9 protein-coding genes are annotated in these 13,112 nt (G+C 48.4%); 3 read left to right on the forward strand and 6 right to left on the reverse strand.

Annotated features, from left to right (window positions below):
- The first annotated feature begins 6 nt into the window (after nt 1-6).
- On the forward strand, nt 7-3,153 hold the full coding sequence (locus RQP50_RS11585) for a penicillin-binding protein 1A (protein WP_072728836.1): 3,147 nt from the start codon (nt 7-9) through the stop codon (nt 3,151-3,153).
- Between the two features lie 104 nt (nt 3,154-3,257).
- Here the strand turns inward: RQP50_RS11585 and RQP50_RS11590 are convergent, their stop codons facing one another.
- The 6 genes from RQP50_RS11590 to acsA form a co-directional block, all read right to left on the reverse strand.
- Entirely contained in the window at nt 3,258-4,097 is an 840-nt protein-coding gene (locus RQP50_RS11590) for a PRD domain-containing protein (protein ID WP_072728837.1), read from the reverse strand.
- Nucleotides 4,098-4,156: 59 nt separating this feature from the next.
- A complete protein-coding gene (locus RQP50_RS11595; RefSeq protein WP_315745593.1) occupies nt 4,157-5,596 on the reverse strand; it encodes a PTS transporter subunit EIIC in 1,440 nt (479 codons plus the stop codon).
- A gap of 41 nt (nt 5,597-5,637) precedes the next feature.
- Nucleotides 5,638-6,492 carry a carbohydrate ABC transporter permease gene (locus RQP50_RS11600; RefSeq protein WP_072728988.1) on the reverse strand — a complete coding sequence of 285 codons (855 nt, stop codon included), beginning with the start codon at nt 6,490-6,492 and terminating at the stop codon, nt 5,638-5,640.
- Between the two features lie 40 nt (nt 6,493-6,532).
- The gene (locus RQP50_RS11605) at nt 6,533-7,480 is read right to left on the reverse strand and encodes a carbohydrate ABC transporter permease (protein ID WP_315745752.1); all 948 of its coding nucleotides are present in this window, start codon (nt 7,478-7,480) and stop codon (nt 6,533-6,535) included.
- Nucleotides 7,481-7,590: 110 nt separating this feature from the next.
- The gene (locus tag RQP50_RS11610; protein WP_083189027.1) at nt 7,591-8,988 is read right to left on the reverse strand and encodes an extracellular solute-binding protein; all 1,398 of its coding nucleotides are present in this window, start codon (nt 8,986-8,988) and stop codon (nt 7,591-7,593) included.
- A 228-nt stretch (nt 8,989-9,216) separates the two neighbouring features.
- Nucleotides 9,217-10,941: an acetate--CoA ligase gene (gene acsA, locus RQP50_RS11615; protein WP_072728839.1), complete on the reverse strand. Its 1,725-nt coding sequence runs from the start codon at nt 10,939-10,941 to the stop codon at nt 9,217-9,219.
- Nucleotides 10,942-11,193: 252 nt separating this feature from the next.
- Here acsA and RQP50_RS11620 point away from each other — a divergent pair, with 252 nt between their 5' ends.
- The gene (locus RQP50_RS11620) at nt 11,194-11,832 is read left to right on the forward strand and encodes a GNAT family N-acetyltransferase (protein ID WP_021262588.1); all 639 of its coding nucleotides are present in this window, start codon (nt 11,194-11,196) and stop codon (nt 11,830-11,832) included.
- A gap of 23 nt (nt 11,833-11,855) precedes the next feature.
- Entirely contained in the window at nt 11,856-13,043 is a 1,188-nt protein-coding gene (locus tag RQP50_RS11625) for an acetoin utilization protein AcuC (protein WP_065290259.1), read from the forward strand.
- The last annotated feature ends 69 nt before the right edge of the window (nt 13,044-13,112 follow it).

Here is a 13,112-nt window from a genome sequence, read left to right on the forward strand (position 1 = left end):
TAATGCATGGTTGAGGAGAAAGTGACGGAAAGCGGCAAAAGACCAGCACGCAAGAGGTCGATTGGCCGTACGATATGGTCCGTTATGAAGTGGCTCATGCTGTTCGGCCTGCTATGCGGCTTATTTGCTGGTGGCGCTGGTCTCGGTTATGTAACGTCCTTAGTCAAGGACGAACCGGTTCGCCCACGAGAAATGATTCAGCAGAAGATTCAGGAGAATGCCATAACCGGATTCGCTTTTTTTAATGACGGCAATCCGATCGGACAGCTTCGAACCGAAGAGGATCGTCGTCCCGTCTCATTAAAAGATATCCCCCAATCCGTCATTGATGCCCTTGTTGCGATTGAAGACAATCGATTCTATGAGCATATGGGCGTTGATATTCGCGGACTGTCTCGGGCTGTTGTACAGAAAGTAATGAATCAATCTGTGCAGACAGGCGGCAGTACGCTTACTCAGCAATTGGCAAGACGTGTATTTTTGAATTTGGATCGTACCGACAGTCGTAAAGCGAAGGAAATACTGCTCTCCATGCGTATGGAGCGTGTATTGTCCAAAGATGAAATTATTGTTGCATACTTGAATAAGGTTCCTTTCGGCAACGGTTCAACAGGCTACAACTTATACGGAATTAAAGCAGCAGCAAAAGGTATTTTTAATATTGATAATCTGAGCAAGTTGAACATCGCCCAATCAGCGTATCTTGCAGGCCTTCCACAGCTTCCATCCGCTTACTCGGCCTTTACCGGTAAAGGTGAAGTCAATGAAAAAGGGATTGCACGCGCAATTGAACGGCAGAAGCTTGTTCTCAAGCGAATGCTTGAAGAAAATAAAATTACGATGCAGCAATATAATGAAGCGCTGGCGTTTGATATTCGCAAATCAATTGCCCAGCCTCGGGAGAAGGCATACGCTACATATCCATATCTGATGATGGAAACAGAACGTGCCGCAGCAGAAGTACTCGTACTTCAGCAGAATCCTGGACTTACGAAGGCAGACTTGCGCAAGCGCGAGAACAACGAAATGCTGCAGTCGGCACGCGAGCAGCTGCTTCGCGGCGGTTATCTCGTGTATACCACCATTGATAAGAAAATATATGATGCAATGAAGCGAGTCTCTGCTAATCCTGATAACTTCTCCCCTGACAGCAAGACGAAGGGTGTTGAACAGGTAGCATCGCTGATGGTCGACCATAGAACAGGTGCCATTCTTGGCATGATCGAAGGTCGCGACTTCAAGATCGAGCAGATGAACTTCGCCACGCAGATGCTGAAGCAGCCTGGCTCGACAATGAAGCCGCTCGCAGCTTACTTGCCGGCACTGGATCAAGGGTTAATTCAACCCGCATCCATATTGGACGATGCTCCAATTGTACTCAAGGATGGCTCCAAGGGTTACCACATTCCAGGCAACGCCAACGGACGCTATCAAGGTCTTGTTACTGCTCGGAGCGCATTAAGTCAATCGCTCAACTTGCCGGCGCTCAAGATCTATATTGAGAAGCTCGGTGTGAAGAAGGCACTGGACTTCGTACAGAAGCTCGGCATCACGACCATTCAGCCTGAAGATTATTACGCGCAGACTGGCGTCATCGGCGGCTTGCGGTATGGAGTAACGGTTGAAGAAATTACGAACGCGTTCGGAGCAATTGCCAATCAGGGCGTATTCAACGATGCGTACTTAATTAGCAAGATTGTAGATTCCAATGGCAATATCGTGTATCAACACAAGGAAGATCCGCAAGCAGTTGTCTCGAAGCAAAGCGCATACCTGATGACTGATATGATGAAATCCGTCATTACGGATTCCAGAGGTACCGGGCGCCGCGTGAGAGGCGAATTTGATCTCTACGGGAAAGTTGAGGTTGCGGCCAAGACCGGATCAACCCAGAACTATGCGGATACGTGGTTCATCGGCTCGACACCAGATGTCACGATGGGTGTATGGGTCGGTTACGACAAGCCGATTCATGTACTGAACCGCGACGCTCGTTCACGCTCAACAGAGATCTGGTCGAAGGTGATGAATGAGGTGAACAAGGCCAAGCCTAATTTGCTCCACACGAAGGAGTTCACACGCCCTGACGGTATCGTGAGCATGACTGTGTCTGGTTATAGCGGCAAGCTTCCGAATGAGTTAACGAGACTCGGCGGCAAATTCGTCACGGACATTTTTAACCGTAAATATGTGCCGAAAACCGAGGAAGACGCGCTTGTTCACATGAAGTACATCACCTATGACGGCGTCAACTATATTCCACAGGACAGCACTCCTGCCGATATGATCGGTGAGAAAGTAGTGCTGAAACGCGAGAAGCCGATTCAAGTGCTCGTGGAGGAATTGAAGAAAGCGCTGGGGCATCTCTCATCCAGCAGCAATCGACGCTCTTTTTCGGATTACTTGCCAGAAGATGCTAACAACGACGCGCCTGCGAAGGTCGATCCGCGCAAGGATGACGGCAAGGCACCTTCTGCACCACGGAGCGTTCGAATCGCTGCCTTGAAGAGCGATGCCGTTCGCATCACCTTCTCGCGCAATCCAGAATCCGATGTTGTAGGATACCGTCTGTATCGATCAATGGGCGGCGGCGCTTACCAACAACAGAGCGGAACCGTTCTGACCGGAGAAGAGACGAGTTTCACTGGCTATGTATCAGGTAACAAGCAGTACAGCTTCTATGTAACAGCTGTCGACGTGGGCGGTCATGAATCGATCCCATCGGAGATTGTACAGTGGGGCTCTAATGGTTCAGGAGCTGGCACAGAGGTAACGCCTACGCCGGGTTCCAATGATCCAACAGAATCAGGGAGCAGCAATTCAGGTAGAGAGGAGAGCAGTCATGAAGTCGACAACGGCAGCGAACAGGAACCGCAACGGGCTGCTGCTCAAGTACCTGATGCACCAAATGGACTGAAGACGGCACTAACGGACATGGGCGTGCGTCTCTCTTGGAAGGCTGCGTCCAACAATCCAAGTGAATATTATATCTATTATAGTGCGAGCCAGAACGGCTCTTACGAACGCATCGGCTCGTCAACGTCAACGGACTTTGAGTTGATTACCTTGACACCAGGCGGATGGTATTACGTGACTGCTACAAATAGTGCAGGAGAATCTACTTCCTCTCCTGCCGTCCAGGTCAATAACTGAGAAATTTATACAGAAGGGGGTGTCCCAAAAGTCTAAAAAGACTTGGGACGCCCCCCTTTTTTCATTCTGTATGTTCTTGTCATCGCTGCAAGCAAAATCACATTTCATATACTTACATTTTTCCGTTGAACAAGCCGTTCCAAATGCATTGTAAGAAATCCGATTTCTTCGGGTGGAACCGTCTTCTCCAGCCCTTCTGCAATCCAACCTGCTAATAACACAGCCTTCTCGTAGGCTTCTTCATATTCTTCACGAATCTGAACGAGAAGCGGATTATTTAGTGTCTTCCCTGCCCGTACCCGATCTATGAGTCCCTTCAGATGTCCGATGAACAGGACTGTAGAAAGTGATTCGTCAAAGTCTATCCCAAAATTCTTTCCTTCCTCCAGTACCCTCGATATCATCTTCAATTCTGCAACTGACTTATTGCCCTTACCGCCCCTTCGTGCACCGTGGAAATGCATAGCCAAAAAGGCAACCTCATCTTGAGGCAAGTTCACTTTCAGCTGATCATTCAAATAGTCAATCGCTCGTTCTGCCACTCGGTATTCATCTCGATACAAGTGCTGAATTTCGAACATAAACGGGTTGCTGATGACAAGCCCGCGCTTGCAGCGTTCAATCGCTAAATTAATATGATCAACGAGTGCAGAGTGAATCGTCTCCGAGAAATCCCCTTCTAAATGCCCCTGAGCGAAAGCGATGACCTCTTCGACCACACCAATAATCTTGAAATCAACCGCATGCAGAATATGCTCGTAATGCTCCAGCACATCCGTTGTGTGCAGCAAAAATTCCTGTTTAATATCAGCTGCATCTACCTCCATCCCAGGCTTTTTTTGAAAGCCTATCCCTTTGCCAAAGGCAATGGAGTTCTTCCCATTGGATAGTTTGGCCATTACCACATTATGCGACAGGACATGAACAATCTTTCGTTCAATCATCCGCTCTCCCCTTCCAAGAATCGAACTGCCCAGCTGATGGATAACTGAGAATGTGCCCGCTAACCGTTAATAAATGCCGATACACTTAATCTTCGCTCAATCTTCTCCCGCAACAGCTCCGAATCCGTCCCCATCACAATATGAATGTGACCCTTGGCTACACGCATCATACCATATGCACCAAGACACATAATTCCTACTTCATCTACCTTGGATTCATCTTCAAGCTGCAGCCGTAGTCGAGTAATGCACGCATCAACAGAGCGAATATTCCCCATTCCTCCTATATAGCCAAGCAACCGTTCCAATAGAGCATCTGCATCATCTTGCGTTCTAGCAGTCGGGCTCGGGCTTGTTGCCCCGCTCGCCCGATCCTCCTCTCGGCCAGGTGCGTGGACATGAAACATCCGGATGGCGATAGTCGCAGTCGCATAATACAATCCAAAATAGAGGACGCCAAGCAGCAGTAAGAGCAAAGTATCCTTTACGCTCGTCCACGATATGAACATATCGATAAAGCCCGCTGAAAATCCAAACCCTGCTCGTATGGCCATGAGATCTGCAAGCATGAGCGCTAAACCAGTGTACAACGCATGTATCCCGTAGAGGACAGGCGCCGTCAGCATAAGCGTGAATTCAAGCGGTTCCGTAATTCCGGTCAGGAAGCTTGTCAGTGAAGCTGTTAGCATAATCGAAGCGATACGCTTGCGTTCCTGCAATTGAGATGAGCGGACGATTGCAAGTGCGTAAGCCGGCAATCCAAACATCATAACAGGGAAAAAACCTGCCATAAAGGTTCCCGCCGTCGGATCGCCAGCATGGAACCGCCACAAATCCCCTCGTACTATCGCCCCTGCATCTGTTACATATTCTCCAATTTGAAACCATGCAATATTGTTCAGTATATGATGCAATCCTGTAGGTATGAGCAATCGGTTCAACAAGCCATACAAGCCCGCTCCCCAGCCCTTCGCGGTCATGATACTGGTACCTGTATCACGGATGGCCTCTTGAATCGCGGGCCAAATAAGACCAGCTCCAACTCCTACAATGACCATAACCAGTGAAGAGATGATCGGAATGAAGCGCTTGCCTCCGAAGAAGCCGAGTGCTGCCGGCAGCCGAATGCCATGATAGCGCTTATACAATATTGCTACAATTGCGCCGCACAGCATCCCGCCAAGCACTCCGGTATCGAGGGCAATTTCATTCTCGAAATGCTTCATGACATTGGTAAATACGAAGTATCCAACAGCAGCAGCCAAAGCGGCAACCCCTTGGCCTGAAGTTAATCCGATCGCTACCCCAATCGCAAAAAATAACGGCATATGATCAAAAATGGCGTTCCCGCCTAATTTACATACACTTGCTGCTGCGTCCACCCACGGAATACTGGATTTGATATCTCCAATCCGCACTAATATTGATGCTGCAGGAAGCACTGCAATGGGAATCATCAGCGATCGACCAATTTGCTGCATATACGTCATCATTTTCATTCGCAACACCGCTCCCCTTACCTAGCTGCTAGGATGCTGCATTATTTTATCGCTCCGGCCATCATGCCGCTTGTAATCTGCTTCTGGAAGATCATATATAAAACCAGCACAGGGATGATTGAGAGCAACAATCCCGCGAATAACGGCCCCCATTCTGTCCGATACTGCATCTCTGCCTGCATGATTGCGATGCCGACAGGAATTGTATACTTCTCAGGATCGTTCACCAGCACTGTACCAATAATATATTCGTTCCAAATGTTCAACACGTTCATCATGCCGACAGAGATGAGTCCAGGCTTGGCAAGTGGAAGCATAATACGGAAGAAGACCCCATAATGCGAGCTTCCATCGATGGAAGCTGCCTCATCCAATTCCTTAGGCATTGAACGGAAAAATCCCACGAGTACAAATACACCAAAAGGCAAATTAGTCACCGTATAAACAAGAATCAGTCCAAGGAGAGAATTATCTAGATGCAGATTGGAAAGTAGAAAAAACAGCGGTATCAATCCAAGAATAAGAGGAATCATCATGCTGGACAAATATAGATTATACAGTGCCATGCTGCCGCGAAACGGAAATCTAGCGATAATATATGATGTCGTTGAAGAAAGCAGTAAAGCCAACACTGTGCTTACAACCGTAACAATTAACGAGTTCATGAAGTACGTTCCTAGGTGATAGTTGTTCCATACTGTTGTAAAATTAGCCCATTCAAACGGCCACTCCGGCAAGCTCCATGGCGCATTTAGCAGGAACTGCTGATTCGTCTTGAACGAGCCAAGGATGGACCACAGCAGCGGATAAATGACGAGTAACGTCCATATCCCTAGTAATGCATACATCAAAGCTCTAACCATCATATAAGAACGCTTACGAGGATATTGCTGCATGGATTCCATAGGCCGCCCTCTCCTTTTCCAGTCGAAATAGTTAAGCCATTTCAATTGCATCTCTGCGCAATAGCCGTTGAAGCGCCAACGTCGTAATGAGCGACAGAATTAGAATAAGTACGCCTATCGCAGAAGCATAGCCGAAATGGAATTGGCGGAATCCCATCTGATACAAGTACGAGCCCATGACCTGTGTCGCATTATCCGGGCCACCTTCGGTCATCATCCATACGATAACAAATGATCCATTTAACGTCGTCATCACAACCCATAAAATCGATACTTTAATTTGTTCCCACGTAAGCGGCATCGTAATGCGCCAGAACTGCTGCCATTCCTGAGCGCCATCGATGCTGGCCGCTTCATATAAATCCTTCGGAATGTTCAAGATTCCTGCGATAACTAGAATCATAACGAATCCTACACCCGCCCATATTGCTGGAGGAAGCAGCATCCACATCGCAAGATTTGGGTCTCCAAGCCATGGCGTCTGAACCTTATCCGCCGTGAACAATGACAAAAATGAATTCAAGAATCCGATGCTTGGGTTATATATATAATTCCATAACACTCCAATGACAACGACAGACAGAATATTCGGGATAAAGAACACCGAGCGGAAAAACCCGCTCCCACGGATCCGAAAGCGAGTCATCAGCACCGCGAATAAGACCCCCAGCCCAACAATGCCAACTACTTTCCAGAATACGAAGAAATAGTCATTCAGAATAGCCTTCCCGATAATCGGATCTTTCGCTAATTCGCGATAATTATCAATACCGATTAGGTTCTTCGTCTCCGATCCTCCCGACCAATCTGTGAAGCTGAAATATAGCCCGTGAAAAATCGGATATATCATAAATAAACAGAAAAATAACAACGTAGGTACGGTAAATACGAACATGAAGATCTGGCGCTTACGCTTCCATGAAAGGCCGACCCGTCCGCTCACATCCCCCTTAACAGGAGTCTTTTGTGCAGGCACCATCTTGTTCAACCAGCCCCCTCCTTATCGCTCTCCATTCATCAATTTGTCGATGCGGATTAGGATGCACACGTCTGTTCACGCATGCATCCCTCTCTTAACCGCTGTACACTTTACTTCCTTGCCTTCGCAGCAGCCTTCTCCATACGCTCCATCCATTCATCTGGAGTAATGCTGCCCATCATAAGCGCGAGTGTGGAGTCTGATCGCACCTTATCCACATCCGCATTCAATTCAATGTAAGGGGCGACAATGGTATTGTCTGAGCTATAAAATTTCATAGCTGTCTTGGACAGCCCACTCGCATTGGATTTTTCCAAATCCGCTTTCAAGTTGCCCAGTGCGCCTGTCTCTTCCGCCCATGTAATGGCGGATTGCTTCGTGAACAAAAATTCAAGAAAAGCTTTAGCGGCTGCTGGATTTTTCGCCTTCTTCGCTATGCCAACCGTAGCCGTAAATGGAATGGCTACAAATTTCCCGCCCGGCTTTTGAGTTATAGATGGAATGAAACCGAATTCAAAACCTTGCGGAACATCTTTCTTCATTTCATTTTCGAGCCAGAGTCCATTCGGGATAAACGCATTTTTATGTTGCAAGAATAGCATTTGCGAATCGATATGGTTAATTGGGGCTGAAGCAGGATCAATAAGACCTGCATCACGCATTTGCACCATTTGCTCCAATGCCTTCTTCACAGGCTCGCTCTTGAATACGCCTTCCTTCAAAGCGAACATGTCCAGCAGAATCGAAGTATCGTTGTTGTTGTTCACGACGAATGCGGAATCCATCACACCACTTTGGAAATAGTATGGATACTTGCCTGTAAATATAAATGGTGCATTGACCTTGCCAGACTCCTTGATTTTCTTCGCTTCGCTCATAAAAGTGTCGAAATCCTTCGGTTCCGCCCAGCCATTGTCTGCAAAGAATTTCTTATCGTAGAAAATTCCCCAGGAACCGAAAACAAATGGAATCGTATACGTTTTGCCGCTGTAATCGATTGGCTTCAGCAGCAGTTCATCTGAAATCTTGTTGCCGTCTGCGTTCTTGGCCTCTTTAAAGTAATCAGTCAAATCCATCAGTTGATCATCTTGCACCATTTGGGTTGCATTTGAGCCCGCACCGTCAATGTAGACGAAGTCAGGAGGATTGCCTTGAATCCAGCGCGGCTTCATCTGATCATTGATTTTCGGGCCTGCTGACTCTTTCACATTTACATTTGGGTACTTCTTCTGAAACTCAGCGATAATCTTCTTCCAGCCCTGATCCCCATATCCGCCGACGAAATACTGAATTTCAAAATCACCGGACACCTCACCGCCAGATGAATCTGTCTTGCCAGCATCGCTGTTGTTGTTTTGTGCTTGTTCCGTTGTCTTTCCACTGCTTCCGTTATTCGATTCCCCATTCTTCTGACTGCCCGAGCTGCAACCTGCTGCCGTCATTAAGACAAGTGCACTAATGATAAGCAGCAGTAAGGATCTGCCCCACTTGTGATGCATTCCGTTCATGGATATACCCCTCTCCGTCAACATGGATTGAATTCGCGATAACGGTGCAACGACAAAAAAAGGCATACGTTAAGAAGGCAGTCACATAGCGACTGAACTTCCATAACGAATGCCCTTGCGGTAACATGTTATGTCCATTCTATTGTACTTGTCGTTTCGCGTTGCAGATTCGCTTCGCTATTGGGATAATATCCCACGATTATGGATTTGTCAACAAGATTTCAGGGATTAGTCCTCGATCGTTGATAAATCACCTGTTGGCAGGTTCAGTTCCCAAGCCTTAAGCACACGCCGCATAATCTTGCCTGAGCGTGTCTTCGGCAATTTATCCTTGAACTCAATCTCGCGAGGAGACGCATGTGCAGACAATCCTTCCTTAACGAACCGCGCTATATCCGCCTTCAATTCGTCTGACGGCGTATAGCCTTCCCGCAAAGAAATGAAAGCCTTTATAATCTCACCGCGCATTGGATCAGGCTTGCCGATAACACCTGCTTCAGCAACTGCCGGATGCTCTACCAGCTTGCTCTCTACCTCGAAAGGCCCAACGCGCTCACCTGAAGTATTAATGACATCGTCAATACGGCCTTGGAACCAGAAGTAGCCCTCATCATCCATATAGGCAGAATCACCTGACACATACCAACCAGTCAGACGGAAGTATTCCTCATACTTGGCAGGGTTGTTCCACACCTTGCGCATCATCGAAGGCCACGGCGTACGAATTGCCAAGTTCCCCATACGGAACGGAGGCAGCACGTTGCCTTGATCATCAATAATTGCGGCTTCTATACCTGGAACAGGGCGGCCCATGGAACCAGGCTTAATGGCCATTGCTGGGTAGTTGCAAATCAGCTGCCCGCCTGTCTCTGTCATCCACCAAGTATCATGAATCCGATGATTGTATACTTTCATTCCCCAGCGAACAACTTCTGGATTAAGTGGTTCACCGACGGACAAGACGTGGCGCAAGCTCGATAAATTAAAGTTCGCAATCACGTCATCTCCAGCACCCATCAACATGCGGAATGCAGTCGGAGCGCTGTACCATACCGATACCTTATATTTCTCAATCGTCGCATACCAGTCTTGTGGACTGAAGCGTCCGCCGCGAATAACGTTCGTAGCCCCATGCAGCCATGGTGCGAAAATTCCATACGAAGTCCCCGTTACCCAGCCCGGATCTGCCGTACACCAATATACGTCGTCTTCTTTTAAATCTAGTACAACATTGCCAGTATGATAATGTTGCAACATAGCATTGTGAACATGGAATACACCCTTCGGCTTCCCTGTCGAACCAGATGTATAGTGAATAAGGAGTCCATCCTCGCGCTGCAGCCATTCGATTTCAGCTTCCTCGGAAGCTGTAGACATTTCTGCATGAAAATCCACTATACCTTCTTCTTGTTCTACACCCTCGCCAACAAGAACGATATTCTTCAATGCTGGCAGCTCGGAGCGAGGAACACGATGAACGAGCGATGGCGTCGTCACGATCGCAACCGCCCCGCTGTCGTCCAGACGATCCCGAACCGCTGTCTCCATAAATGCTTCGAACAGCGGACCTACGACCGCACCGACCTTCAATGCTCCCAGCAAGCTGACGTACAATTCAGGCGTACGCGGCATGAAGATGAAGATACGATCTCCCTTCTGAATGCCAAGCTTGCGCAGCACGTTCGCGAACTGATTCGTCTTGCGGCTCAAGTCTGCAAACGTATACGACTCATCACGCGCAGCATCGCTGTAATAGAGCGCTACCTTATCACCACGCCCGTTCGCAACATGCCGATCAATCGCTTCATAAGCCATATTCACTTTACCTGTCTCATACCATGAGAATTGCTTCTCTACGTCTTCCCATTTGAAATCGGCCGACCATTGTTCATAGTCACTCATGTTCGGATTGCTTGCTATAGCAGCAATAATTTCTCCCTGCACATTACCCATATTGTTCCATCCTCCTATGTCTTTCTCATTCTTTATTCATGCTTCACTATTCACGCCTAAGCGCAATAAATCGCTTTCATGAAGAACCGTACTAAAGGACGATGATGCAGTTCGTGGTGTCAAGGGAAAAAATCATGAACTTTAAGGCAAAATCATTATAGCATACGTTTTCTTTTTCGCCTATTCTTTTCCTTTTCAAATCAACCTTTTTTTGCTATAACGGAATGGAAGAGACGAAAGGAGCTGCTCGGTGTGGAACATCCGAAGAGATACTACGCTCATGTTATTCCTCATACGGAACGAGAACGAGTTGTCGTCGTCGAAGGCCCCGTACGTTCCGATATTCTTCGCACCTTGACTATGCACACCGATCTGAAGGCATTCCGCAGGCCAGCAGAACAGCAACAAGCACTTATCGAGATTGCGGATTTGCCGGAAGGACGCATTATTATTGCTAGGGAAGGCTCTACCATCGTCGGATATGTCACCTTCCATTACCCTGATGAACTAGAGCGCTGGTCAGATGGGGGAATGGATGATCTCATTGAGCTTGGCGCCATCGAGGTAGCCAAGGATTATCGCTCGCTGGGCCTTGGCAGAAGCATGGTATCGACGGCTTTTGAAGATGAACAGATGGAACGCTATATTGTATTTACGACTGAATATTATTGGCATTGGGATTTAGACGGCACCCGGATGAATGTATGGGACTATCGGAAGATGATGGAGAAATTGATGGAATCCGTAGGCATGATCTGGTATGCAACGGATGATCCTGAAATTTGTTCCCACCCTGCCAACTGCCTTATGGTCCGCATCGGCAAGGACGTCCCGTTAGCGTCAGAGGAGCAATTCGATCGCGTCCGATTCCGCCAGCGGTTCATGTACTAGTATTGTAGAGAGGGATGTTGGACATGTCAGGTAAGGCCCTATACTTCATGCATGAGGAAGCCCTCCGTTATCGATTTAATGCAGATCACCCATTCGATCAGCAGCGGCTTGCCATGACGCATGACCTGCTAGAGTACGCCGAAGCAATAGATGAAGGCGCTGTCATTCGCCTTCAGACGCAAGCCTCTGATACCGAACGCTGGCTGCCCCTCATTCATCGCGCTGACTATATCGACGCAGTGAAGCATCTCAGCGATCCAAACCCATCAACCGAATGGGTAGCCCGTGCTGCACAATACGGCCTGCATACCGAGGATACCCCTTACTTCACAGGGATGCATACAGCGGCATGTGCGATAGTTGCTGGCTCCATCGCTGCATGCGAGGCTGTCATGTCTGGAAAATCACAGCATGCCCTGCATTTAGGCGGCGGCCTTCATCATGCGTTCGGCGATAAGGGAGCGGGCTTCTGCGTCTATAATGATGCAGCTGTTGCAATTGCATGGCTGCAGCAAACGTACCAAGCACGTGTACTCTATGTGGATACCGATGTCCATCACGGAGATGGCGTTCAATGGTGCTTCTATACGAACCCGGATGTGTTCACTTATTCCATCCACGAGACAGGGAAGTTTCTGTTCCCTGGTACCGGCTTCGTTCATGAACGTGGCGGCGGCGAAGGGTTCGGCGCGTGTGTCAATGTTCCTCTGGAGCCGTATACGGAGGATGAATCTTGGCTGGAATGCTTCACTGAAACCGTGCAAAGTGCGGCCGCGGCATTCAAGCCAGACATTATTATCAGCCAGCATGGCTGTGATGCTCATGCACTCGATCCACTATCTCATATGCATTGCAGTACCCGTATCTACAGTGAAATGCCGCGTATCATTCATCGGCTTGCTCATCAATACTGCGATGGCAAGTGGGTTGCCGTTGGCGGCGGCGGCTATGACATCTGGCGTGTCGTACCGCGGGCTTGGAGCATGCTGTGGCTGGAGATGAGTGAGCATCCACTGGCTCATTCGTTACAGAACCACCCCCAGCAGCCATTGCCGCAGCAGTGGTTAGCGAAGTGGTCGATGCAATCGCCTGTGCCTCTCCCGCATACCTGGCACGATGATGCCACAGAGTGGGCGCCAATGCCGAGGCGCAGCATTATCGAAGATCGTAATGCACGTGCCAAAGAGCTCGCACTTGAATATATCCGATAGAACGAGCAGCGGCGCAGGCAGGTCCGATGTATGGGACTGCTTGCGCCGCTCTATTTATCTGTTGGAGGC

The organism is Paenibacillus suaedae (genome assembly GCF_032337355.1).
Taxonomy (GTDB): Bacteria; Bacillota; Bacilli; order Paenibacillales; family Paenibacillaceae; genus Paenibacillus_B; species Paenibacillus_B suaedae.